The sequence below is a fragment of the Fibrobacter sp. genome (assembly GCF_017545445.1).
Lineage (GTDB): Bacteria > Fibrobacterota > Fibrobacteria > Fibrobacterales > Fibrobacteraceae > Fibrobacter.
Genome location: NZ_JAFWOM010000067.1, coordinates 18,570 through 44,523 on the forward strand (window position 1 = coordinate 18,570; position 25,954 = coordinate 44,523).

Here is a 25,954-nt window from a genome sequence, read left to right on the forward strand (position 1 = left end):
ACCCCCAAAAAATCCGTTTAGTATGTAAGGGATAAAATACGATTACCCCAATTACATACTAAATGCGACCAAATGCATTTTTAGTATGTAATCGAGCCACCTTTTTTCGCTTTAAAAGGAATGACGATGCTAGAATGACGTTACGAATCTCCCCTGTTGCATATTTATACAACAAAAAGAAATTTAACATAGCACGTTTCCTTTTATATGGGGATAGATTATATTGTGCATAATATGGATTAATTTCTAAAAGGTGTGGATAATGAACTACAAGAAAATTTCTATCGCTGCAGTCACTGCAGGCATGTTTGCGGCTGGTTCCGCATTCGCCCAGACTGCCGAAATCGGCACTTGGTCAGGTTTCCGCAAGGGAGCGGCTTCGTTCACGTTTGACGACGGTGCACCGAGCCACGTGACTGACGCTGGTCCGACGTTCAAGAAGTATGGCTACAAAGCCACCTTCAACCTGGTGGTGAACTGGAACCCCAACTGGAGCGGATTCCAGGGTTTGGCCGACGAAGGGCACGAAATCGCAAGCCACAGCAACACCCACGGCCAAAACATGAGCGGCGAAGAAGCTTCTTCAAAAAAAGCCATCGAAGGCAAAATCAAGCAGAAATACGGCATCATCACGGTCGCCTACCCAAACTGCAACGTGCCTAACGAAAGTGCGGTCAAGCAGAACTACATCGTAGGCCGAATCTGCAACGGCAGCTGGAAAGGCATGGGCGACGAAATGGGCAAGGACGGTCCCTCCAACTGGGCTCAAGTTCCTGCCACCATGACCGGTGCCGAAGGCCAGCTCAAGAGCACGAACGACTTTACCGGCAGAATGCAGAAAGTCATCCAGAGCAACGGCTGGGCTGCATTCCTCACTCACGGTTTCCAGGGCAAGCAAAACGGCAACGCCAACTACTCCCCGACCGACCTCAACGCTATCGATGGAGCACTCAAGTGGGCCCAGCAGAACGACAAGGACATTTGGGTAGCCCCGATGGGCCATGTCGCCATGTACCTCAAGGAACGCAAGGCATCCAAGGTCGAAGCTAGCAGCAGCGGCGGAAACATCACCGTCAAGCTCACCCACAACATCGCTGACAACATTTCCAAGTACGACTATCCGCTTTCCATCCGCGTGAAGTTCGACGGTTCCAAGGCCGAAGTGAAGCAGGGCGACGCCAAGCTCGAATCGAAGATTGACGGCGGATACATCTACTTTGACGCAGTCCCGAACGCAGGCGACATCGTGATTTCTGGCGGCGAAGCTCCGAAGCCGGAATCCAGCTCCAGCGTAGAAGCAACCTCTTCCAGCGCAACGGAAGCATCGAGTTCCAGCAGAAGCCATCATCATTCATCTTCTAGCACCGAACCGGGCTTATCCAGCGCGACAGAAGCTCTCCCGATGCAAGCAATTGACGGTCGCCACCTCGTAGCATACGTTGACGCAAGCGGCTACATCACCGTGCAGAACGCCCAGGGATTGAACATCACCGTGTTCAACAGCCTCGGTAACGTCGTCCGCACCACCAAGGGTATCGGCATGTTGCAGAAAGTCTATACCGGTGCCAAGGGCATGTATGTCGTAAAAATCGGCAACAGAGCTTGGACAATGAACATCAAGTAATTCAAAAATTCGTGGTTTAGGGAAAGCCCGCTCCGATTGGAGCGGGCTTTTTGTTTGAGTTGATAGGGTAAATATGAATAACTCCCGTTCAATAATCAATGAACGGGAGTACTTTTTATTTAAGGTGTAATTGGATTAGTCTTGATGTTCTTCATTCCGGTCATTTGAATCTTGATCTTGTCTAAACATTTGTTCATGTACGGATCGCATCGTATCTAGAAGTTCATCCATACTATATTCTGAACAGGATTCAGAAATACATGGTACATTAGGATAGTTTTCCCCATATTCTGAATCTGATCTGCAATTATCTACAACATGGGCGGCATACTTTTTCCAATAAGGGTTTTTAAAGTGGTTATCGTCCTCTTCCCATGTTCTAGAAATAACACATTTATAAGTCCATACTCCATTCGCCCCCGATTTATGGACGAAACCATTTTCTGCTATGCAATCTTGCATAAACTGCACCGTCATAACAGAATCCTTCGTTTTTAGATCCATACCAACAGATTTCGAATCAGCAGAAATCTTAAAATAATCGTTTACTCCTTCACTTAAACAATAGATACTTTTCAAGAAATCCCGCCTTGAAAAAGCAGTTTCATCTACTGAAATTTCACCATACAGAACTCCATTTTCATCTTGCATTGTATATACGTCACCAAACTTATGATAAAAATTACCGCAAGTTCCATCTTCGGTCTTTGAGCATATCCAACCATTGCCATTTTGGTACGAAGTATCAATAACATCATTATTGATCAGAGCTTGCATCGCATCATCATAAGTCTGGCGGGCATTAACCGTGTCAAAAGCTAAAACATACTGTTCGCCTTGAACCCCAGCAAAAGCGCTTGTCAGAAAAACAGCAGTCGCCTTATTGGGCCTAGACACTTCGTTCATCTTAGCCATAAGGGCAGCGCTCTTTTCTGCAGAAGTCGCATCTAACGGCAGTGTCACCGCCACGGTACTAGGCTGTTCATCAGCCCCCACCACCTTGTTATCGGAACAAGCGATAAAGGCGCCCATCACGCTCATAGAAGCGAGCGAAAGCGGAATGATTTTTTTGAAGTGCATAGGAATCTTCCTTTGAATTTTTTTGATATTCATAATTTTTCCTCCTTACACTTTTTCCGTCAGCGGGAAAAGCTGTAGATTTAAACGATAAACTTGGTTGATTTTCTTGGATTCGCCGGCGATGGCGATGACATGTTTGCGAAAACGGTCCACCTCTTCGGAGATGCGATTCACAGCGGTTTCATCAACGCCAATCGTCACGCCCGAAATGTTGCGTTCACCAGGAGCGATTTTTTCGATGGCTTCGCGAGCAAGGTCAATCATCTGGCCGTTCATGGAGCGGAGCGCAAGCTTAAGTGCTTCGCCAGACCCTGTAATGACTTTGTCCGTTAGCTCATAGACATTTTCGCCAAGAGCCTTGAGGATGTCGAGCTTGACCAAGAGCTTTAGCGAATCACGGACTTGTTGCGCCGTGAAGGTGTGCTTGATTTTCTTGGCAAGTTCACCCGGAAGCGCCCCCGGCATCAAAGGAGCAAGTTCACGAACAACAGAATTCACCGCCGATTCGTAATAGTCAAATGCATCAGCATTCAACACACGTGCACGCTGTTCGCTTGCAAATTCTTTCATTTTGCGGAACGTTTCTTTTCTCTTTTCGTCGTCTTTGGCATTCGTGAATTCGACCATGAGCTTGAAATACTCTTGTTCAAATTCATTCATGCCCATCGCAGCAGCCACCAGAGGGACACCCACACGGCTCAGCGAACTTTTACCATCACAAACAAGTTTCAAGTATGACGGCGATGAGAATCCGGCAATCTTGGAAAATTCACGCCACGAGAACGCAGAGCTTCGTTTTCGCCAGTCAAAATAGTCAAGCATGTACTTTCGATAGTCTTGATATTCTGTTATCGACTTCATGTTCATTCTCCTTACGGAAACAAATTCACTCTCATTCACTTTTTAGGAACTCAGGATTTTCCAAATCAGATAATTTGCGACAAAAGTACTCTACCATAAAACAAGTCCACAACGAAACGGCTCACGCAATGCTTCCATTTTGCATAAGGCATCTTTTTTCTTGCCGTCATCCGTTATATTTGTGAAATCTACCATGTATTTGAAGTACTCGCACTCGTATTCACAAAGATCCATAGCTTTTGCCACTTGCGGGACTCCCACACGACTCAGACAACCTTTGCCATCACAGACAAGTTTCAAGTACGATGGTGACGCAAACCCGGCTTGCTTGGAGAATTTACGCCACGAGAACGCAGAACTCCGTTTTCGCCAGTCGAAGTAATCTAGTATGTACTTTCGGTAATCCAAATATTCGGTTATCGGTTTCAAGTTCAACCTCCCTACAAAATCAAATATACCTCATTTAGATTATGTTTGCAACACATAAAATGATACAAAGATTGCATTTTTTAGTAAAATTACGTAAATTTTACAAATTTCAAAAATTTTATAAATTAAATGAATCACTCATGATTGCAGATGAATCAGAGGAGGGTTGCAATAGTTTCTGGTTATTGGCAATTAGTCATATGTTCTTGATAAAATCTTGAGGTAGTACGAGAAGGCATGCACTTAAAACCGACCCCGGCACTGTGGCCGGGGTGACAAAGGTGGCGGGCATGACAAGCAACGGACTCGTGGCGTTTTCTTAAACCATCTCGGCCACAAGTTTGTCCATAGCGGTTTCGGACTCGGCGTTGAGCGTTGACTTTACCGTCACTACCGTTTCGGCAAGAGTCACGTTCTTGAGCGTGGAAAGGATTTCCGTCATCTTCTTCGCTGCCATCGGGGCCCACGTGCCGTTCTCGATAACGCCCACCTTGCGGTTAGAATAATTCTTTGCCTTCAAGTGATTCAAGAAGTCTTCCATCACCGGGAAGAGGCCCGCATCGTATGTGGGGGCGGCCACCACCATGCGGTCGTAGCGGAAAGCGTCTTCGATGACTTCGGCCATGTCGCTGCGGGCAAGGTCAGAAACCACCACCTTCTCGACACCGGCAACCTTGAGCTTCTCGCCGAGCAATTCCGCGGCTTTCTTGGTTCCGCCGTAAATCGAGGCGAATGCCACGAGCACGCCCTTGTCTTCGGGAGCGTAGCTGCTCCAAGTGTTGTACTTGTCGATGTAGTAGCCCAGATTTTCGGTGAGCACCGGGCCGTGCAGCGGGCAAATCGTCTTGATGTCGAGCGCGGCAGCCTTCTTGAGAACCGCCTGCACCTGGTTGCCGTACTTGCCCACGATATTGAAGTAGTAGCGGCGAGCTTCGCATGCCCAGTCGTCCGGGTCGGCATCATAAACACCGAACTTGCCGAATGCGTCGGCGGAGAACAGCACCTTTTCGTTTTGTTCGTAGCTGAACAAAACTTCGGGCCAGTGCACCATCGGAGCACCGATAAACTGCAAAGCGTGAGCACCGAGCGCAAGCGTATCACCTTCCTTCACGGTCTGCGTCTTGATCGTTGCCGGGAGCGTCATGAACTGCGGCAACAGCGCGAACGCCTTCGCAGACGCCACGAGGGTTGCCTCCGGGTACTTTGCGACAAAGTCCGCAATGCCACCGGCGTGATCCGGTTCCAAGTGGTGAATCACCAAGTAATCCGGTTTGCGGCCAGCGAGAGCAGCTTCCAAGTTGGCAAGCCACTCGCTTACCTTGTGAGCATCGACCGTATCCATCACGGCAATCTTTTCATCAACAATTACATACGAATTGTACGCCATGCCCTCGGGCACCACGTACTGGCCTTCGAACAAATCCAAATCGCGGTCATCCACACCGATGTACTTGATGTTTTCGCTAAAGTTCTTCATGACAATTCCTTTTTTGTGGGGAAATATAAAAAAGCCTACTTACGCCTTATGAAATTGACAGGGAATTATGCGATTTTCCTCAATCTGAACCTGTCGGAATTTCTTCAGCGGTCAATTTATCAACAGTTTTCCCGACACGCCTTGCGTATTTTCCCAACTCCAGCAAGTTCAGTTTACCTTTAATGGATAGGGATGCAAAGTGCCTAAATAGGTCGCCCTAGAACTTCAATATAGTGATTTAAGAGCGTTTTGTTAAAGGCAAAAACCATGTACCGTTCCTTCGTACCCCTATTGCATGGATTTTTCAACTGTTATAGCAAAAAGGGTCTTGCGGCGGGCTGTATTTTGGCATAATGCTAAACCGTTCGTGGCACTTGTCAATAACAGGCGCTTGTCTTCCGTTTCGTATTGGGTAAAATCAAGCTTGTACTGATTCAATATGTCGCGATGGATTCGCATGACATCGTTCAGGTTGCTGTTGTCCGCAAAGTTGCTCACGGCCTCCGGCATGCCGCCCACGATAAGGTAGCGAGTGAACAGGTCCAGCATTTTTGGTTTACCGCATCCATGACAGGAGTCCGGTTTTCGAAAGACGAACGCAAACTAGAAACGATGTTGTCGTCGATATTCGTGATTTGCAGGAATTCCTCAAAATCAAGCGGGAACATTTCTACCGTGGTCATGTAGCCCACCGGCGCAGAATCAAGATTCGTCAGTTCCACTCCAAGGAGCGATCCGCTCAAGACATATCGGAAACACCCTTCTTCCTCAAAGAACTTGATTTTGGTAATCATCTCCTTGTATTTCTGGACTTCGTCAATGAAGATGATTGTCTTGCCTCTTTCCAGTTTCTATATGCTAAGAGCCGAAAAAACCAGAACAAGGTCATCGACTGTTTTCGCAGCGGCAAGAATATCTACCGCGGCAGGGGTCTCTATGAGGTTTATCTCAAAGAAATCCGCGTGTTCTGCCGTTAGTACGCGTCGAATGGCGTGGTTTTTTCCCACCTGGCGAGCCCCTTTTACAAGCAACGCCTTGTTTGGCTAGTATTCATCTTTCCTCCCTCCGCCTACATGCATAAAAAGGCGGGGCTTTGATTGTTTTGCTTCGTGCGCGGAAAACAATTTCTACACACTTGTGCACTAAATGTAAATTACTAGATGGCGGTTGTCAAGAGGTTTTGACAAATTATTTCAAAAGTCCTTTCTTGAACGTATCGTAGAATACAAACATTTTTTCTGTTTTACCGAATTTGACATGGATATACTTATAATCTTTGGATATCCTATCAACAACGCCTTTGCCTAGTTGCTTGTGCGTAACAATAGAACCAGCCTTGATGCGTGAATATAAAGCCCGCCTTTCAGCAGCCATCGCAACTTCAGGTGAAACATTCTCGTTTCTAGTATAATCTTCACCATGCTCTACAGCCATCATTGAACGCTGTTGTCCATAGAACAATTCCTCGTACTCTTTGCGGCGAAGTACCGTATCGAAGCCGCCGACATCGTCTCCGGCATGGAGGTCAAGGCCGGTATAGCTCAGGCTAGAATCTTCGTAGCGCTTGAAGCTGAAGATTGCTTCGTTCATCAAGCTGGCGTTGAATACATTGAGTGAGCACAGCAATTCAAAATCCTTAACTTCAAGACCCGTAACTTTCTTAAAAAGTCCCGGTTCCAGTTGCGTAATTACATCTTTTAGGCATCGTTCGCGATAGTCCGTCAGATACATGAACACGGGAACACGCGTCGCAAACTTGATAAGTTTTTCCTGAATTTGTTTGCGTTTCGCCTTGAATTCTTTTTCTTCTTCGGTAAGTTCTCGTTTCTGCTTTGGCGTCAACGGACCATCTTTAGTTTTTGCTTTCTTGACTTTCTCCGATTTATTGATAATCGTTTCAATATCCGAATTAAGACTACGGAAGCCTTCAATACGCATCAAGGCGTCCATCGCCTCGGGGTTGTCCATCAAACGTTTAAGAGTATCGTTATCAACATTTACGAGCAAAGCGGATTCCCAACGGCGAGCCAAAAGCGTTGCAGAAGTTCCCGACATAGCGATATCAAGAATGGCTTCTGCATTTAGTTGCATCATGGCGGAACCATCATAAGCAAGCACCGGCAGGAACTTCGTAAATTCGGCGACACGTTTTTCGGGGTCCGATTCGTTGATATCAAGCCTTGAACTATAACTTGAAATCTGCTTCAGCGCACGATCTAGTGCAAAGTCAAACACATAGCAGTTTTCCTTGATAATCTGCGGATTACCCTTATCGTCCTTGATTTCCCAAGGAGATTGCACACGGAAAGCCGTCTGGAAATATGTTTCAGGACTCTTCAGATTCCGGAGCATGAACACGCCCGTCCAGGGGCGAACCGTCACACCTGTCGTGAGCTTACCGCATGAAAGCGTAATAGTTTTCGAATTGAGAGGATTCGCCATTGCAGCTTGCACTGGTTTGAGAGCCTCCAGGCCAATGCCCGCCTTTGTCCCGGCACATACGATAACTTTATAATCGTGATAGAAAGTATTTTGCCTTTGATCTATCAGATTCTTCATTGCATCGCATGCGGCAACATCGGGCAAGAACCACAAAGTGTGCGTCAAGATATTCAGCAAGCGCGTATCGGAATACGGCATAGGCGGTCGCTTGTCTTGTCCGAGTTTCAAGTCATCAACACTGGATGGCAAATAAGAACCACGAATCAAATCGAGCCATTTCTGCACTTCATTTTCGTGCTTAAATTTGGAGTCTTCACCTTTACCTTCCGCCTTAAAGAACTCGTTCAAATCGAATTCATCAAATTCACCCTGACTAGCAACTTCGCGAATGCTTTCGGGAATCTTGTAAGTCATCAGCACCATACGCGGGAGAGCCTTGTATGGATTATTCTTTCCGACCCAGGTTTCTTTTGCACGCTGTTCATCGGAATATGTCCAGTTAAATATCTGTTCTTCGATGAATTCACCGGAATTGAGTGCACGGAACGGCGTTCCCGAAAGATAGAGATAATACTTTGTCGTTATTGGCAAGAAAGATTCATCCATCGCATTCGCGGCTTCCTTGCGTTGGAATTCTTCTTGGTCAAAATTAACTTCCGCTTCTTCGTCCTGCTTTTCGAAGAGATTCTTCGCATTTTCTCGCCATGCGCCAAAATGGTATTCGTCAAAAATGACTAAATCCCATTTTTCAGAGTGGATAAATTCATTTTTCGCCTTGATACCACCAGCATCATTACGCCCTAGCAGATCTTGAAACGAACCGAATACTACAATCGGTTTATTCTTGTCCGCTTCTTCAAATTCTTCATCTATAGAAAAATTGATATCCCTAGCGTCTTTATTCGAGATGAATTGCCATCCCTTAAAATCTACATGATGATACAGGTCATCAGCCCAGGCACTTTCCACCGCAGGCTTGAAAGTCAGAACCAAGATTCGCTTCAACTTCATTGACTGTGCCAGCTTATAGGCGGCAAAAGTCTTGCCAAAACGCATCTTTGCATTCCAAAGGAATTTTGGCGAACTCTCGGGTTTTTCCTTCAAAGTCGCCTTAAAGTAGGCGCTCGTTATTTCAACGGCACGTTCCTGCTCCGGGCGCATTTCAAATGTTTCGTTGCGATCTTCATCAATACGCTTACCTGTACGGAGCTCCTTGATGGCGGCAAGAACATCTTCTTCTTTACAGAAAAACCATTCGTTTCGGTCTTTGCCTTGGTTCAGCCGAGTAAAACCTTTGCGTTCAAGAATCTTGTGAACTTGTTTATCGGTAAAGCATGAACCATCGGCGCACATTGCCGATTCCTTGAAGAGTATTTTTCCTTCAAGGCCTGCCGTATGCAGCTGTTCCTTGATTCGAGCTTCGACATTACGGTCTGTAAAGCCGACCTTGATATAGCCCCTAAGTTTTTCAACCTCGGGGATTGTATAGGCATAGATGGTTGGGTTGACTTCAGGACGCTCTCTGAGAAATTCGTCTAACTGAACGGAAGGCATTAGGCGTCCTCCGTGTTTTCAAAAAGCTGTTCTATGAATTTAATTTCATTTTTCGTTAGTTTATATCTGCTATATAATTCCTCATCCGTCCAAGGTTTTGAAAAATCTAGCATAGGGATTAATCCAAATACAGCCTTATTGACGTGCATCGTTCCCTTCCCATGATACAAGAGGAATTTGAAAAACTTCGTATGAATATATGAATAGCAGTTCTGCTGTTCTTTTTTGGTTCTAAATGGTCCAATCAACAAAAAAGTTTCAGTACAAACATCACCAGGATTACCGACAATTACATCCGGAGGGTTAACTGCATTTGTTGAATAACTTGTTGTAAAGAAAAGCTTGTATTTATCTATAGCTTCTTCATTATTGCTAACAAGATCTCTTTTTATATATCCTTCAGTTCTTCTTGCACCTCCCTTTATACCCTTTACACCATATATATGAACAGAATCCTTATAAGGTTTGTCCTTCAAATTTGCAGTAGGGTATCTATCAGGCTCATTAAACAGATAACCCCTTATGCCAAACGGTTTAACGTTTGAAACATATTCATTAAACTTGCCATCTTGGGATGTTTTTTCCAAAATAGATTGAATACGGTTGTCCCTAATAACATAATCAAATACGTCGTTTTTCAAGAAACGTTTATTTTCAGAAATGGATCCGTCATTAGAAATAAAGGAATAATTGCATTTCCCTTTATAATCATTTTTCCACAAGAAATAGCATACGCCACCATCAATATGAATTCCAGGAAAACACGCAGACGCGTCCTCATAATCAACAATTCTTTGCAATCTTAAATCGTCTTGCATTTCCTTTCTAAACGAATCAAGGCCTCGACCTCCAACCATCCATTTAGAAGGGACAATCATTATTAAATTCTTTGGATTCAATTTTTTTGACTGAGAAATAAATTTTTGATAAATAGGCATTGCACTGTCTGTACTTCCACCACTTCCATCGCTCAATTGGTACGGTGGGTTGCTGATAATCACGTCAAACTTCATGTTGAAAATTCCTTCGGGGTTTTCAGTGTGAATCCATTCATAAGCATGCGTTTCAAGAGTATCTCCACGGCTATACTGTTCTTCACTTGCTCCGCAATACTTGCACTTGCCATTTACCCAAGTGTGGTTTATCCGTTTGAACCGGATATTTCCTTCGGGATTATCGAACTTTGATACAGAGTATTCGCCATTAGGCCACTTGGAACAATAGACGCTTCGGCGAGACACTAGACTCGTCATTTCGGTAATGGCTATTCCGAACAACTGGTTGTGGAATATATGGTCTATGGAATGTTGCAACTGGTTCATAAACCATTTTTCATCAGGCGAAAGTTTTTGACCGTTCGCTTTCTTGGCGTTTATTTCTTCTACGGCTTGCTCGTATCCCGGCATTTGATTCGCCAACAAACGCTTTGCAATTTCTCGCAAAAACACACCCGTTTTGCAACAGGGGTCAAGGAACGTTGTCTCGGTACTTTCAAACAGTTCCTGCGGGAGCATATCAAGCATGCGGTTCACCACCTCGGGCGGCGTAAACACTTCATCGTTGCTCAAGTTTGCAAGGCAACTCAAGACATCGGGATTATGCTTGTTTATCATCTTGCCATAGTCTCCTGTAATCAGAGGTGTACTGCGTCAAAAAATTTCCTTCGTCACTTGGCATAGCAAGTTCAGAGCCTTCACCAATGCGCATCAAATCCGCAAAGGTGTAGTCTTTGCGTTGCATAGTGTTGCCCCGCACAAAAGCCCATTCCGAAAACACAATCGGACTATCCGTATCGTTTCCGTTTTCATCGACCTTCATCAAAGACAGAGCATTTCCGCAAACGATATTACGTTCCAAAATGAACTGTGCCGACTTTTGCGTATCTTCGTTCAGGTCGCTTTTACAAACAGACTTGTAAGCCTTGTTCCAAATCTTGAAGAGACGGCCGCGGCAGGTTTCCGCATTGTCCGCGAGAATATCAACACCATAGATGCTGGATAGAGCCAAGACAGAATTCCGTTCGAAGTCCAACGGGCTACGGCGGTATTTTTTCTTGGCCACGTCAAGTTTGCGTTCTAGAATTTTTACGAGAAAGTTGCCCGTTCCACAGGCGGGTTCCAAGAATCGAGAATCAATGCGCTCGGTCTCCTGCTTTACCAAGTCAAGCATTGCGTTCACTTCGCGGTCAGCAGTAAATACCTCGCCATGGGCGGCGACGCGTTCCTTGGACTTAATCTGCGCCGGATTCTTTTCCGGCTTTGTCTTTTGAACCTTCACAGGACCTCGGGGTTGCTTGCCCCGATTCCCGTACATCCAATCCACAAAAAGGCGTAAGGCGAGAGTCGCGACCGCGCTTGCACGGGCATGACCGAGCCGAAGTCCTTTTCAACAAAAAAGGCGTGGAGTCGAATGCACCCACCGCCTCAGGCAACGACCAAGAAGCCTTGTATCAGATAAGCACAAACGACCCACGCACAGGGTGCGTGAGTGCTTGCCTTACTCTCTGATACTTGAAATTTTGGTCGTTTTCGAGGCGAGAATAAGAGCAATAACTCAAATTTCTATGCGCCCCAAACCATGAGGAATGGGGCTATGTCAACAGCAATATAGATTATTGGAATAGGGAAAAATGAATTTTTTCTGAAAACCTCTTGACATCCGCCCCTGGAAAGTTTATATTTATAGTGTTCAAAAGAGCAAATTTAATAAAAAGCCCCGCTGTTTTTACGCATGTCCGCGGGGAAAGGAGTAAACGATGTACAGCGATGCAAAAATCGGCGGTGTCGGAATCTGGCTTGACGAAATCGTCCCCTGCCTCAAGGATACCGACACCGGAGAAATCAAGGAAACCGTGGTGTTCAGGATTGAGAGCCGCTCGTTTCTGAAAAAGTTTAACGAAAAGAACGGATGGGGAATTGACTGGATCGAGGTTCCCAATAGTGTTGAAGTTTTCGCACTTGCCTTGAAGGACAACAACGAAATTCAAGGGCTTGTGGGAGTAAAAAACGACATTTCAGTGAAAGCTGCGTACCTGCATTGGGGTTGCACCGCTCCGCATAACAACAAACATCGATTTGGAGTGCAGAAATATAGTGGTGTTGGCGGACATCTTTTTGCAATTGCTGCGGACCGGTCATTTTTGTGGGGACATGAAGGATTTGTTCATGGTTTTGCCCTTAACAAAGAGCTGTTAAATCACTATATTGATGTGTTAGGAGCATCCTATTTAGGGGCGCAACATCCTTATCAGTTTATGATTGACAAGGCAGCAGCCAAAAATCTTTTGGAGGTCTACACCTATGAGTGGAACTAGAAAGCCAGCCGTCATTGTGGCAGATTCCATGGAAGAATACATGGCTACGCCTGATCCATACAAGGAACCGCCCAAAAGCAAGCTGAATATCTATGAATTGGGAAAGTATGCCGAGCGTGTCGGGAAAAAAATCGACATGCTGTCTGCCGAAGAAATCTTGCAATTCAAGGTGTAGAGCGTCCGGCAAAATGATTTCTTTCAAATCCGTTGAAAATTTCTTTGAAGAATGCACAACAGGCATCGAATTCAAATACGAGGAGAAATGGCATCTAATCGAATTTGATGATCCTTTTACAGGTATAGGCAAAGTAAGAATTCATCTGCAAGACGAGAATTCCGATAGTTATTTCGATGATTTACGATGTGAAGAGTTTAACGACCTCGAAGCACTCGTACACTCTTACAAAATTGGAAATAGGACCCTTGCAGAAATCATCTGCGATGAAAATAATATTCCTAGAAGCGTTTTGCCTATAAAACGTAAAATAGAGAAATGGCAGTCTAACTTAAAGTAAGCCGGGGCGTTGCGGGCCGGCGACTGAGGGCCCGTTAGAAGGGGTAGCGGATGATACGACTAAATGGCGGGGCGAGGCCCGCCATGACGGCGTAGCAGGAGCGAGGGGAAGGCTTTCCCCTCCTATTTCTATCACAGCTAAACACAAGATTTAGACACAAAAAACATTATTTCTTGTCTAAATGTGCTTATTTTTGTGAGATTTAGACAAAGAATCCAACATTTTTAGTCTAAAAGTGGCGCGCAGGCGAAATCAAGGGCGACGACTTGTTCTAAAAATTATTCGGAGTCTTTCACACAACGGACAGATAAAGCGTGGTTCTTGTAGAAGGAGTTCAGATATGTATCGTCGCCGATGGAGCACAATATCATGTTGTACGCGTAGTAACTATTGCGCGAATTAGAGCTCCAAAATAGCGCGTGGTGGCCCTGGTTGCCATAAAAACCAGTGTTGTACCTGTAGCCAATAGGGAGTGCAGAGAAGGCATAGGCATCCGTACCATTGTTACTATTGTACCAACCAGATGTAGACTTGAGTTCCTTGCCACCAGTCGTTTTTCCGCCGACCACCGCAAACAGTCTTTCCCACTCCGTCGAATCAGGCAAGTGCCAGCCCTCGGGGCAAACGCCTCGCACAGGGTATGTCGGCGAACATGAGTTGTCATAGCCGCACGCCTTGCCGTTCATACTCCACGTACCAACACTATCCATAGCCGCAGCCCAAGTGTACAAGCGACCATACTTGGTGCAGTTGGCAGAGTCGTTGTCGTAGCACCAACTAATGGAATCAGAGGTACAGTCATCAACTTTATAGGGTACACCAGTGTATGCGTAGTTGAGGTTCTCCGCCATCCACGTCTGGGTCCCGATGGTAATCGTCTTGTAAGTCTGGCCGTCTCGTTCATCAGTCATAGTCCCAGTAACAACCGTCGATGGATCTACATATCCTTCTGGGGTACTGCTGCTCGATGCAACACTCGACGACGATTGTTGTACAGAGGATTCATCCTTGAGGCAACGGACTGAAAAATGGGCATGCTTATCTACGAAACTGTGAGTGAGGTAAGCTTGATTCTCACCCAAAATCCAATGGTAGGCGATACTGCCATTGTACTCTGTCGCACTCCAAAAGTAAGCATTACCTAAATGGATAATGTCTCCTCCGTAGTAGCTACCCACAGGGAATGTGGAAAAGCCAAATTCATCGGTCGACTCAGGCCATTCTTCACGAGTCAAATCAGACCAATCTCCAAAGCCCTTCGCCTGCAATGCGTGGGGTCTTTCGCCAACCACTTTATACAAGGTTTCCCATTCTGTTCCCGTGGGAATATGCCAGCCTTCAGGACATATACCACGTGCAGGATTTTTGATAGAACATTTATGACCAAAGCCGCAACCGGCCGAATTCTGAGAGAACACGGCTGCACTATCCATGGCTTCAGCCCAGGTATAGTAGCGGCCAGATATTTCGCAATTATCCGTACTGCACATCCCGTATGAAACAGTGTCCCCTTCGTCTCGCTTCACCTTGTATTCGAAGTTCAAGTTTTCGGCCATCCAGGTCTGATCCCCAATTTGAACAGTCCTATAAATTTTGCCATCGCGAAAGTCCGTCACAGTCCCGTAATTAACATCCGGATTAAAATATTTTTCTTTAGGTCCTTTCCAAGGGATCCCCCTAACAGAACTGCTACTCTTCTGTTTGCTAGAGGACGAAGACTTCGCACTGGAAGAACTCGACGATTTTGCAGAGCTACTGCTAGATTTAGCACTGCTACTGAACTTGGCACCGGAAGAAGACGACTTCACCGAGCTACTGGACGCATCATCACAGTCTTCACAGACGCTGGAAGACGAATCGTCCGAAGGACGTGTCGCAAAATCGCTGTCGTCGTCACCACAGGCGGCAACCATCAAAGCTAATATCAAGGCAAAAGAAAAACGTTTCATACTGTTATCCAACTTTTTAGTAAAAATACAAAAATGAAAAAAAAACGACGCATCTTAAATTTTGACGTTTGTTCGTGAGCAAATTTTTGACGGGAAAGCGATCTTGGCGGTGAAATCCGAGTTTTTTCGCTGTTTTCACCGCCACTTTTATAGTTTGTCCAAAAGATTTTGCGTAAAAAGGAGGCATTTTGGCATTAGGCGGCGGTGATTTTCATCATTTTTCGTTCATTTCACCGCCAGCGAGGAACCTTAAGGGTCGATTTCGGGCTATTTTAAGACAGACAAGTTAATTTTTGGCGGTGAAATTGAGATTTTTTTGTTCATTTCACCGCCACTTTTGCAATTTCGGCGTTTTTAGCCGGCCAGTTCTTTCGTCTCTCGTCTGTAGGGCGAAGCCCGTTCTCTCGTCTAAATTACTACATTCCTTTGCATGGCAGAAAAGACTTTACTCCTTCTTGATTCATTCGCACTCGCGTTCCGCATGTTCTACGCTTACAGCCAGAACCCACTCGTCAACAGCAAGGGCGAAGAAGTTTCCATGATGCACGGCTACTGGGGCGCAGTCCTCCGCATTTTGGCTAAGCACAAGCCCACGCATTTCGCGATCGCACGCGATGTCGCGCACACCAAGACTTTCCGCCACGAACTTTACCCGGACTACAAGGCCAATCGCGGCCCGATGCCCGATGAAATGGCGGCACAAATGCCGCTCCTTTGCGAATCCTTAGAAGCAAGCAGCATTCCGCTTTTGTCAGAACCGGGTTACGAAGCCGACGACGTGATGGCGAGTGCCGCCGAAGCTGCCGTCAAAGCCGGTTTTGACCATGTCGTGATTATCAGCAAAGACAAGGACATGTCGCAAATCGTAACCGACAAGATCCACCTTTTCCACTTGGAAAAAGGCGCCGACGGCATCGATTTCGGACCGCAGCAAGTCCTCGAAAAATACGGCATTCCGCCTGAAAAAATCCGCGACTACCTCGCCCTCATGGGCGACTCCAGCGATAACGTCCCAGGCGTCCCGAAAGTCGGTCCGAAAACCGCCATCCAGCTGTTGACCGAATACGGCGACATGGACAACATTTACGCAAACCTCGACAACATCAAAAAGAAAGGTTTGCACGACAACCTAGCGAACAACAAGGAACAGGCATTCCTCAGCCGCGAACTTGTGACGCTACAAACAAAGCGAGCCTACAACGGCAACCTCGACGCGCTTGAATTTTGCGGCATCCACAGCGACACGCTCGAAGGAATTTTTAAAGAACACGAAATCAACAGTCTCGTTCGTTTGCTAGAAAACGTTCCGAGCAAAACTGGCTTTGTACGCAACTCCGACAGCGACTCCGGCGATTCTTGCGGTTGCAACAGCCCTTCGGCAAGCACTTCGGCAAGCTCAGTGTACCACTCAGGGAGCACAAACAACAAGGTTGGTGCCTGTACTGAGCCGAGTCGAAGTAAGCCAGCCGAACCACCCGCCGACCTCCCGCCCACCTACATCTGCGTCGATAACGAAGAAACCTTCGAACAGATGAAATCGGAATTTGACGCCGCAACAGAAATCGGCATTGACACGGAAACAAACGGACTCGACCCGATGCAATGCAGCATTGTCGGACTTTGCCTCGCCGCCGCAGCAAAAGACGGCAGCGTCCCTAAAGGCTATTACATCCCGCTCGGCCATACCGACGATATCGGGTTCCCGTACCCCGCCGGCAAGGGCGGCAACTTCGACTTCAACGCCACAAAGAAGTGGTTTGTTGAATTCTGGAACGATTCTTGCACACTCCCCGATGGTGAATCCAAGCAGCAGCCCGACGACGGTTCAAAAAGCGCGGACGCTTGCAATAGCGGCGCAACTTTCGAAGCATGCAAGCGCTCCCTCGTTTTCCACAACGCCAAATTCGACTTGCACGTTCTCGCCCGCACGTTCGGTCTCACACAAAAGCAAATCGATTCTGCAAACATTGTCGATACGCTCATTGCCGCTTGGATGCTCTCGCCCGGCCAAACCGGGCTCGGCCTCGACAATCAGGTGATGCAACTTTTGCAGCACGAGATGATTCCGATTGAAAACCTTATCGGACGCGGCAAGAACCAAATTACGTTCAACCGCACGCCCATCAAGGACGCGACCGAATACGGCGCCGAAGACGCTGTCTATACGCTCCGCTTGTGGAAACCGCTCCGCGCCAAGCTCCAGAAGTACGACTACGAAAAGTACTTCTTCAGCCAAGAAATGCCGCTGCTCAAGGTGCTTTACCAGATGGAAGGCGTCGGTGCATTCGTCGATACCAAGATTCTAAAGGACCTGCAAGCCGATTTGCAGCACCGCATCGAAAAGCTCGAAAAAGAAATCTGCGACATGGCGGGTTGCGAATTCAACATCGGCTCACCCAAACAACTCGGCGAAGTGCTCTTTGACACACTCGGACTCCCCGAAATCAAGAAACGCAGCACGGATGCCGCCGTTCTTGAAGAACTCAGCTTCCGTGCCGCCCACCCCATCGTCTTTGCCGTCATCGAGTATCGCGAACTCAAGAAGATGCAGAGCACCTATGTTTCCGTGCTCCCGACGCTCGTGAATCCAGACACCAAGCGTATCCACACGAGCTTTATCCAGTGGGGCACCGCAACAGGCCGTCTTTCGAGCCGCGACCCGAACTTGCAAAACATCCCCGTCCGTAGCGATCTCGGCAAACAAATCCGCGCCGCATTCGTACCACAGAACCCGAACAACGTGATTCTCGCCGTCGATTACTCGCAAATTGAACTCCGCATGCTTGCGCACCTGAGCGGGGACATTGCCCTCATCGAAAGCTACAAGGAAGGCATCGACATCCACGCCCGCACGGCCGCCGCCATCAACCGCGTGCCACTGGACAGCGTGACCGCCGACATGCGACGCGACGCGAAGGTCGTGAACTTCGGCGTGCTCTACGGCATGACCGCCTTCCGCCTCTCCCGCGACCTGAAAATTCCGATGGCACAGGCCAAAAGCTTCATCGACGGCTACTTCGAAATGTACCAGGGGGTGCAAAAGTTCATTGACGATACCAAGGCAGCCGCCCACCGCGACGGCTATGTCGAAACGCTTTCGGGCCGCCGCCGCTACATCGCAGGCATCGACAGTTCCGACCGCATGGAATCGCAAATGGCCGAACGCATGGCCGTGAACACCCCCGTGCAAGGCAGCGCCGCCGACCTCATCAAGATTGCCATGATCCGCATCCAAAAGCGCATCAACGACGAAAACCTCCCGCTCCGCATGATGCTCCAGGTGCATGACGAACTCGTTTTCGAGTGCCCGCGTGAACAGGTGGAAACGCTCTCGCAAATGGTCAAGTCCGAGATGGAAGGCGCCATGGAACTCAAAGTTCCGCTCGTAGCCAGCGTCGGATTCGGCAAGAACTGGCTCGAAGCGCATTAAAGACCGCTCGGCTCTTCCGCAACACCAAGACGCCTTCTTCGCCTCACTATCGTCAGCACGACCCGTCAACACGGGTCGCTTTTGACTCACGGGAAAAACCGCCCGGCTCTTTCGCATCCCTCCATGTTCTCAAAAAAAGTTCTCAAATTTTAGTCAGTTTTTACAATATTTCTTATTACAAAGTTGATATTTTTCGTAAAATATCAATTTTCCTATTGCGTTTTTAATTACAATCGTATATATTATAGGCATATACGGGTGTATTATTTAACGAGTATGAGAATAAGGGATGTTTGGGATATCGTGGGGGATGTTCTCAAAAATTTCTAAAAATCATTAAGAAAATCACGAACAAGACACCCACAACAAGTCACAATAGGAGTCTTCGACATGAGATTCAACACCTTCGGCATCGCCGCCAGCTCGATCCTCTTGGCAGCAGCATCGGCATTCGCGCTCCCAAAGGCAACCGAAATTTTCCCAAAGATGGGTCTCGGCTACAACATCGGCAACACAATGGAAGTTCCGGGGAATCCGACCGCTTGGGGCAACCCGTTCCCGGACGCAGCCTACGTGAAAGCTATCAAAGATGCCGGCTTTACCACCGTGCGTATTCCATGCGCCTGGAACAGCCATTCCTCTAACGGCACAATCAATGCCGGTTGGCTCGATTCCGTCAAGACAGTTGTCGATCTCGTCATCAATAACGGCATGTACGCGATTTTGAACAGCCACTGGGACGAAGGCTGGCTCGAAGACCATGTCTTTGACGGCGAAGGTTACGACAAGACAGGTCTTGTGAACAGCTCCGCAGCAGCAGTTGCCGCCAAGCAGGAATCTTACTGGAAGCAGATTGCCACCAAGTTCGCCGAATATGACGAGCACCTGATTTTCGCCTCCGCTAACGAACCGGGCGTGAACGACCCGTGGAACGGCGGTGCCGACAACGGCCAATGGGCATTCGACTCCAAGCGCATGGCCGTCCTCAAGCAATTCCACGAAGCATGCATCAAGGCCGTGCGTTCTACCGGCGGCAACAACGCCACACGTATCGTGGTCGTGCAGTCCCCGCGTACCGAAATCGACAAGGCACCACTCCTTTCCGAACAGTACCCGACCGACCCGGCTGGCGACGGCTACACCATGGCCGAAGTCCACTTCTACCCCTACCAGTTCTCGCTCATGACAAGCGGAGACGAAGACTGGGGCAAGATGTTCTACTACTGGGAAGACAAGACTCCGGGTAACGATGCCGCGCACACCTGCTCCGGCTCCGCACTCGGCTCCAAGACTTCCATCGACAATTTGTTCAGCGGCCTCAAGACCCGCTTTTTCGACAAGGGCATCCCGGTCGTGATTGGTGAAATGGGTGCCGTCAAACGCCTTGACGCTCTCTCAGGCGACAATCTCAAGAAGCATCTCGAAGCTCGCGCCGCTTGGTACGGCTACACGGTCGCCGCCGCCAAGAAGAACGGCCTCGTTCCTTGCGTTTGGGATACCGGCGACGAAGGCAACGGCAACTTCACGATTATCCGCCGTCAAGTGAACAAGTTCGGCGGCAAGGTCGGCGACATCACCGACGTCGAAACGCTCAACGCCATGCGTGAAGCTTACGGCCAGGCAGCACTTCCAGGCAACACCATTGACTCCACCGTCAAGGAAAACACGACTATCCTCGATGGCGATATGGCCCTTCACGTTAGCTACAAGACCGTCCAATCCGACACCGTAGAAGTAGGCACGATACGCATCAACACTAGTGCCGACTGGAGCAAATACGTCGCCGTTTCCTTCGACATGCGAGTTGCGGGCGAATCCGCAGGCCCATGCAACGACACTTCTCGCGACGGTTGCAACGAATACGGCTGGGCAAACGTAGTCGTGATGAACATGAGCAGCAGCTGGACATGGAACGAAGTCACGCTCGGTGACGTCTCCGATTTCGGAACGCTCAAGAACCACAAGATCGAATTCGGCGACGGCGCAGGGCAGCTAGCTTTCAAAGACGCCTCCAAGATGAACGCCTTCGGCATCATCGTCCGCGGAACTCAATTCACCGGTGACATGTACCTCGACAATCTTCTCCTCTGGAAGGCCGACGGCACAGCAGACACGCTGCAAAACTTCAACACCAAGAAGCCCGACATTGAGGGCATCGCCAAGGGCAAACTCATCAAGGCCAACGACAAGGGCGACTGGGGTGAAGACACGAAGAGCGGTATTTGCATGCCGAGAGTTATCGTAACCACCAAGATGCAAGTAAGCGTCCAGCCGGGTATCGTGAACGCCATGTTTACCGCAAACAAGGCTAGCCGTGCAACGGCCACGCTCTTGAACACCATGGGTCAGGTCATCGCCCAGCAAAGCTTCACTGCGAACGCTGGCATGAACAAAGTCCAGTTAAGCACAAACTTCCGCGGTCCGGCAGTCCTCATCGTTAAGCAGGGCAGCCAAAAGAACGTGCAACAAATCAAGCTCCGCTAATCAGCCGGAACGCCATCCCGGATGCATTCCGGGATCGACATAAGCGTCTCCCGCAAGGGACAAAACAGAATTATTCTCTTTGTTATTTGGAAAAGGGCCCGGCATCCGCCGGGTCTTTTTTGCAATTTTCTCCAAACAAGATTCAAAAAAAATCACGACCTACAATTCACGACCTATTCAAGATTCGTCCCTATAGCCATAATGTTGAAATCATATTCACCAGGTTGAGCTTGTATTTTGAACCTTACAGCGACAAGCTGTTTGGCCGCCATTTCTCCGGCGTTTTCCAGCCAGCCTAATTCCTCAAGCCTGTCCAAATCCACAAATTTACCAATACTTTTCACCCACGACGGCAACTTAAATTCGCTCCATTCAAAACACTTTGACGAAGCCAAAGAAGTTTTTGACAAGGAAACGCTAGGCAATGCGTAACCCATAAGAGCGCTTACAGAATCTTCCAAGCCCAATTCCAAAGAAAGAGATACATCCGATTGGTAAAACACACAAATCCCATTCCAGTTCGAAACATCAACAGGAATCCGCTTTCCAGCACTGTCTTTTGCCAGAGTAAAACCAACCAACACAAACGGGTTATACGTCAAAGAACCTTTTTCCAAAACAGCCGTTCCGCAAAGGCCATTATTGCAGCGTTCAATAACAGGCGTAAACGAATTAGGATTACTATCATTCCCCAATTTCACCGGCCAACGAATATCCGACTTGCCAGCATCAGCGCTATCTAATACAACAAACCATTCGCCGCTAGCCATGCTTTTCCACGACGAATCCGCATAAAGCCCAACGTCAATATACTCTGTCCCTTCATACGCAGCTTTATAGCCGCTCCACAAATCACCTTCACCATCAACACCAGCACATCCGCCATTGGCATAACCAGTCTTGCACAAAACGGGATTACGCGATGAACTGCTAAGCGGCCAAGACCCGCTGCTCGAAGATGAAGCCTGCGCACTGCTATAAGGCTCCATACGACTCGACGAAAGCTTGAACAGCGAACTCGAAGATTCCGGCAAAACAGATGACGAGCTAGACATTTTCGGCAAGACCGCCGAACTCGAAAGTCCAAAATCAGAACTGCTCGATTTTTCAGTTACAGAACTCGACAAACTCTCAGCCTCGGAGCTTGAAAAATCATGCGCAAACGTATTCGGCTCTGTCGAAGTTCCAACGATTCCATTGTCTTCTGAACACGCTGCAAAAGCAAGAGCCATCGCCCCACAAGCCAAATAAATATTGTTTTTCATTTCAAGCCTCCTCATTCCATACAACTTCTTTAGAAAGTGGAAATAGTTGTAAATTCAACCTGTAAACTTGTTTGATATTTTTGCACGCTTCGGCCATCGCGGTAATCCTTTTGCGGCATTCGTCCAGTTCGTGAACAATGCGTTCGTAGGTTTCATGGTCGATACCCATCGTGACACCCGCAATATTGCGTTCGTTTGCCGTAAAACGGTCAAGCGAATCGACCGCTAAGTTTCCCATTTCGCGATGCATCGAACGAATCGCAAGCGGCAAGCCCTCCTTGGAGCCTTCTACGGATTTTTCCGTTTGTTCGTAAACATTTTCACGGACTTGTTTGAGGAACCCCGCCCGCTCCAAAAACGCTAGCGACTTGCGTACTTCTAGCGCAGAAACTTCTTGCGTGCACGCCTTCGCGATTTCGCCCGGCATGGCGCCCGGCATCAGCGGAGCAAGTTCACGCACCACCGGATTTTTCCAACTGTCGTAATATTCGAACGCGTCTTTATCCACAATGCGAACTTTATGGTCAAATGCAATCGAATGCATTTGTTCTAAAAATTTCTTTTTTACATCGTCTGCCTTGGCATTGCCAAACTGGACCATTGCCTCGAAGTAAGCCACCTCGTGCCCTACAAGCCCAATAGCGGCGGCCACTCGCCCCATGGTCACCTTGCTGAGGTTCGTTTTTCCACTACAAACATCTTTGAGGTAAGAAGGCGAAACGAACCCTGCAATTTTTGCAAACTCGCGCCACGAAAACGCAGAAGTCCTCTTGCGTTCTTCGTAGTAGTCGCTCAAAAAAGCGTGATAATCTTGATATTCAACTATCGGTTTCATATTCACAAATATACACTTTCAAAAATAAAAGTCAATATTTTACAGTACAATTTTTACATTTTTTCAAAGAAAAAGGCATTTTAATTAAAGATAAAAACATATTTTCAACGTATATAGTACACACTGTACTGTATATGGCACAGCCATCATGGGCTAAGCTTGACAAGTCCATCAAATCATCTACGTCGTACAAAAAAGGCCCGGCTTTCGCCGGGTCCTTTTTCCTCCCCACTATAATTTTCTAATCGCGATTCGTTCCAAGAGCCTTTACATCGAAAGCTCCCACGTCGCCCTTTTCGCCTTCGATAATGAACCTGACCGCTACAGCCCTTTTGGCAACATTTTCGCCCGATATTCTGTACTTTTCGGGATTCGGCAACTTATCCAAATCAGGCTGGGTGAATTCATTCCATTTATAGCACTTAACGATTTCTAAAGAAGACGTTTTGGGTAAAACAACAGAAGGCCATTTATAAATATCCAAGTCTGCATCTTCGATAGCGCTTCCCGAAGTCAAGGTATCCGTGCTCATTTCCAACGACACCGGATCCAAATCCATCCTTATAGGATAATCCGACTTATAGGTAACACAGATTCCGCCCCAATTAGAGATATCGACCGGCACGCCCTGGTTAGAATCATTTTGAGCAAGCTGGAACCCAAACAACGCATACGGCTTTCTAGAAAGTTCGCCCTGGTCCAATATGACATTAAAGCAGCATAGGCTACCGCACGCATCGACAATCACATCAAAAGGCGCAACGTGTCCATCGTACTGATCGCTCCAATACCAGTCAAAAATCGAACTCCCGCCTTCATTTCGATCCGTGTACTCGAACCATTGACCATTTCGCAAATGGCTCCACGAAGAATCCGCATAAAGAGTCGTTTTGACATTAGTCTCGCGAGCCTGACCATCCCACAAATCACGGGGATAATCGTCACCCGCATACACGTTTCCAAACGGATCGGTTCCCGAAGAAGAACTTGACAACGGTTCGGAATAAGTCCCTAACGACATGATATTGAACTTATATTCTCCAGGTTTCCCCGCAAATTCGATTCTAAACGCAACTAGCTGTTTCGCCGCTTTTGCACCCACATCGGTTTTCCAGTATTCCGGTTCATCTTGCATCCACGTAGGTATCTGGAAGTCGCTCCATTTACGGCATATCGTCTTAGGTTCACCGTCCTTTGTTCTAGGCAAAGCAACAGCCGGATAGGCGAAAGTGGGCCAAAGCCTTTCATCAAGTAAATCCAACGAGTCGCGGACAGCCAATTGCAAGCCAAACGCTTGATCCGATGTAAGAGTTACGCAAATACCACCCCAATCAGAAACATCGACTGGAACAGGATTGCCACTACTATCCTTCGCAAGCGTAAAGCCGATATGTACAAAAGAATCTTCATTCAAAGAAGAACGTTCTTTCAAAACGACAGTCCCACAAATGCCATTGCACGCTTCAACAATAGCCCTTTCGTCTTGAGAACTAACATAATCCATCGGCCAAACAACAGACGACGAGCCCCCATTTTCGGCATCCGTTGTCAAAACCCAGTGACCATCGGTTTTTGCACTCGCCGGCAACGATGCCGCATAGCGAGCTACATTAACGGTAAAATCACCCGCGCTCGGATTCCACAAATCGCCTAAATCAAACTCATAACTCCCCGACGATGATTCCGCCACCGAGCTCGACGAAGCCCCGGGAACAGAACTCGACGAAGAATTATACGCCAACAGCACATTGGGATCTTCTGATGAGCCCGATACGTCAACGTCCGAACAACCAAGAGCAGCAAGCGAAAGCGCTCCGGCGCATATCATATGTAGTTTTTTATTCATACTATTCCTCCGTTACACAAACGACTTTTTGAGTTAAAGGGAAAAAATGTAAATTCAATCTGTAAACCTGATCCAGCTCACCGCACTTCGCCGCTATCGAAATTATCTTCTTACGGCATGCATCGAGCTCCTTCACGATTTCTTCGTAGCCTTCACGGTTTACGCCTAAAGTAACGCCAGTGACGTTACGGTTTTCGGGACCAAACTGGTCAATAGATTCTATGCCAAGGCGCCCCATTTCGCGATGCATCATGCGGATCGCAAGTGTGAGGCCTTCCTTGGAACCCACAACAGCTTTATCAGTCTGCTCATAAACATTCTCGCCAGTCTTCTTTAAGAATCCCGCCTTTTCCAAAAAAGCAAGAGACTTGCGGACTTCAAGCGCAGAGATTTCCTGGCAGCACATCTTCGCCATGTCGCCCGGCATAGCACCAGGCATCATCGGAGCGAGTTCGCGCACGACCTGATTTTTCCAGCTGTCGTAATATTCAAACGCATCCTTGTCAACGACGCGCACTTGGTTCGCTGCAGAAATTGCCATCATCTTATCGAAGTAAACTTTCTTGACATCGTCTTTCTGAGCATTGACAAAGTTCACCATCGCTTCGAAATATTCAATTTCATAGCCGACAAGACCCATCGCAACCGCCACACGATTCATCGTCACACGGCTCAAGCTGCTCTTGCCATCACAAACAAGTTTCAAGTACGAAGGCGATGTGAACCCAGCAATCTTTGCAAACTCGCGCCAAGTAAACGCCGAAGTTCTCTTACGTTCTTCGTAATAGTCCGCCATATAGGCTCGGTAATCTTTATATTCTACAATCGGTTTCATATTGATAAATATACA

20 protein-coding genes are annotated in these 25,954 nt (G+C 47.5%); 6 read left to right on the plus strand and 14 right to left on the minus strand.

All coding sequences use genetic code 11. The features are described from left to right. Nucleotides 1-262: 262 nt before the first annotated feature. The gene (locus tag IKG78_RS07210; RefSeq protein ID WP_290941605.1) at nucleotides 263-1,624 is read left to right on the plus strand and encodes a polysaccharide deacetylase family protein; all 1,362 of its coding nucleotides are present in this window, start codon (nucleotides 263-265) and stop codon (nucleotides 1,622-1,624) included. 135 nt (nucleotides 1,625-1,759) lie between these two features. Here IKG78_RS07210 and IKG78_RS07215 read toward each other — a convergent pair whose 3' ends face one another. From IKG78_RS07215 to IKG78_RS07255, 9 genes are all read right to left on the minus strand, one after another. After that, on the minus strand, nucleotides 1,760-2,737 hold the full coding sequence (locus IKG78_RS07215) for a hypothetical protein (RefSeq protein WP_290941607.1): 978 nt from the start codon (nucleotides 2,735-2,737) through the stop codon (nucleotides 1,760-1,762). A gap of 12 nt (nucleotides 2,738-2,749) precedes the next feature. Beyond that, the gene (locus IKG78_RS07220; RefSeq protein ID WP_290941609.1) at nucleotides 2,750-3,565 is read right to left on the minus strand and encodes a TIGR02147 family protein; all 816 of its coding nucleotides are present in this window, start codon (nucleotides 3,563-3,565) and stop codon (nucleotides 2,750-2,752) included. Between the two features lie 90 nt (nucleotides 3,566-3,655). After that, nucleotides 3,656-3,994 carry a TIGR02147 family protein gene (locus IKG78_RS07225; RefSeq protein WP_290941610.1) on the minus strand — a complete coding sequence of 113 codons (339 nt, stop codon included), beginning with the start codon at nucleotides 3,992-3,994 and terminating at the stop codon, nucleotides 3,656-3,658. A 319-nt stretch (nucleotides 3,995-4,313) separates the two neighbouring features. After that, entirely contained in the window at nucleotides 4,314-5,471 is a 1,158-nt protein-coding gene (locus tag IKG78_RS07230; protein ID WP_290941612.1) for an MBL fold metallo-hydrolase, read from the minus strand. A gap of 288 nt (nucleotides 5,472-5,759) precedes the next feature. After that, nucleotides 5,760-6,020 carry a hypothetical protein gene (locus IKG78_RS07235; protein ID WP_290941615.1) on the minus strand — a complete coding sequence of 87 codons (261 nt, stop codon included), beginning with the start codon at nucleotides 6,018-6,020 and terminating at the stop codon, nucleotides 5,760-5,762. Then, entirely contained in the window at nucleotides 5,966-6,265 is a 300-nt protein-coding gene (locus tag IKG78_RS20300) for a hypothetical protein (RefSeq protein ID WP_366074978.1), read from the minus strand. The genes IKG78_RS07235 and IKG78_RS20300 overlap by 55 nt, the downstream gene beginning before the upstream one ends. A gap of 394 nt (nucleotides 6,266-6,659) precedes the next feature. After that, nucleotides 6,660-9,467, minus strand: a complete 2,808-nt coding sequence (locus tag IKG78_RS07245) for a DEAD/DEAH box helicase family protein (protein WP_290941618.1) — start codon at nucleotides 9,465-9,467, stop codon at nucleotides 6,660-6,662. Then, complete coding sequence (locus tag IKG78_RS07250) at nucleotides 9,467-10,990, minus strand: Eco57I restriction-modification methylase domain-containing protein (protein WP_290941621.1); 1,524 nt, start codon at nucleotides 10,988-10,990, stop codon at nucleotides 9,467-9,469. Before IKG78_RS07250 ends, IKG78_RS07245 begins: the two co-directional genes overlap by 1 nt. 73 nt (nucleotides 10,991-11,063) lie before the next feature. Continuing rightward, nucleotides 11,064-11,744, minus strand: coding sequence for a DNA methyltransferase (locus IKG78_RS07255; protein WP_173344113.1), 681 nt, complete (start codon nucleotides 11,742-11,744; stop codon nucleotides 11,064-11,066). A 478-nt stretch (nucleotides 11,745-12,222) separates the two neighbouring features. On the opposite strand from IKG78_RS07255, the gene IKG78_RS07260 reads away from it, so the two are divergent. Genes IKG78_RS07260 through IKG78_RS07270 form a run of 3 tightly spaced genes read left to right on the plus strand, consistent with a single transcriptional unit; the run spans nucleotide 12,223 to nucleotide 13,295 of the window. Next, the gene (locus tag IKG78_RS07260) at nucleotides 12,223-12,780 is read left to right on the plus strand and encodes a hypothetical protein (protein WP_290941627.1); all 558 of its coding nucleotides are present in this window, start codon (nucleotides 12,223-12,225) and stop codon (nucleotides 12,778-12,780) included. Next, nucleotides 12,767-12,955 carry a hypothetical protein gene (locus IKG78_RS07265; protein WP_290941632.1) on the plus strand — a complete coding sequence of 63 codons (189 nt, stop codon included), beginning with the start codon at nucleotides 12,767-12,769 and terminating at the stop codon, nucleotides 12,953-12,955. The genes IKG78_RS07260 and IKG78_RS07265 overlap by 14 nt, the downstream gene beginning before the upstream one ends. A 13-nt stretch (nucleotides 12,956-12,968) precedes the next feature. Beyond that, nucleotides 12,969-13,295, plus strand: coding sequence for a hypothetical protein (locus IKG78_RS07270; protein ID WP_290941637.1), 327 nt, complete (start codon nucleotides 12,969-12,971; stop codon nucleotides 13,293-13,295). A gap of 278 nt (nucleotides 13,296-13,573) precedes the next feature. Here IKG78_RS07270 and IKG78_RS07275 read toward each other — a convergent pair whose 3' ends face one another. Next, complete coding sequence (locus IKG78_RS07275) at nucleotides 13,574-15,244, minus strand: FISUMP domain-containing protein (RefSeq protein ID WP_290941642.1); 1,671 nt, start codon at nucleotides 15,242-15,244, stop codon at nucleotides 13,574-13,576. 430 nt (nucleotides 15,245-15,674) lie between these two features. Between IKG78_RS07275 and polA the strand changes: the two genes are divergently transcribed. Both polA and IKG78_RS07285 read left to right on the plus strand, forming a co-directional pair. After that, nucleotides 15,675-18,674 carry a DNA polymerase I gene (gene polA / locus IKG78_RS07280; protein WP_290941645.1) on the plus strand — a complete coding sequence of 1,000 codons (3,000 nt, stop codon included), beginning with the start codon at nucleotides 15,675-15,677 and terminating at the stop codon, nucleotides 18,672-18,674. A gap of 390 nt (nucleotides 18,675-19,064) precedes the next feature. Continuing rightward, nucleotides 19,065-21,158, plus strand: coding sequence for a glycoside hydrolase family 5 protein (locus tag IKG78_RS07285; protein WP_290941648.1), 2,094 nt, complete (start codon nucleotides 19,065-19,067; stop codon nucleotides 21,156-21,158). 173 nt (nucleotides 21,159-21,331) lie between these two features. Here IKG78_RS07285 and IKG78_RS07290 read toward each other — a convergent pair whose 3' ends face one another. From IKG78_RS07290 to IKG78_RS07305, 4 genes are all read right to left on the minus strand, one after another. Then, nucleotides 21,332-22,423: a hypothetical protein gene (locus tag IKG78_RS07290; RefSeq protein WP_290941652.1), complete on the minus strand. Its 1,092-nt coding sequence runs from the start codon at nucleotides 22,421-22,423 to the stop codon at nucleotides 21,332-21,334. A 1-nt stretch (nucleotide 22,424) separates the two neighbouring features. After that, the gene (locus tag IKG78_RS07295) at nucleotides 22,425-23,258 is read right to left on the minus strand and encodes a TIGR02147 family protein (RefSeq protein WP_290941656.1); all 834 of its coding nucleotides are present in this window, start codon (nucleotides 23,256-23,258) and stop codon (nucleotides 22,425-22,427) included. A 241-nt stretch (nucleotides 23,259-23,499) separates the two neighbouring features. Next, on the minus strand, nucleotides 23,500-25,104 hold the full coding sequence (locus IKG78_RS07300) for a hypothetical protein (protein WP_290941659.1): 1,605 nt from the start codon (nucleotides 25,102-25,104) through the stop codon (nucleotides 23,500-23,502). Nucleotide 25,105: 1 nt separating this feature from the next. Next, nucleotides 25,106-25,939 (minus strand): TIGR02147 family protein, encoded by an 834-nt coding sequence (locus IKG78_RS07305; RefSeq protein ID WP_290941663.1) that lies wholly within the window; start codon nucleotides 25,937-25,939, stop codon nucleotides 25,106-25,108. Nucleotides 25,940-25,954 lie beyond the last annotated feature (15 nt).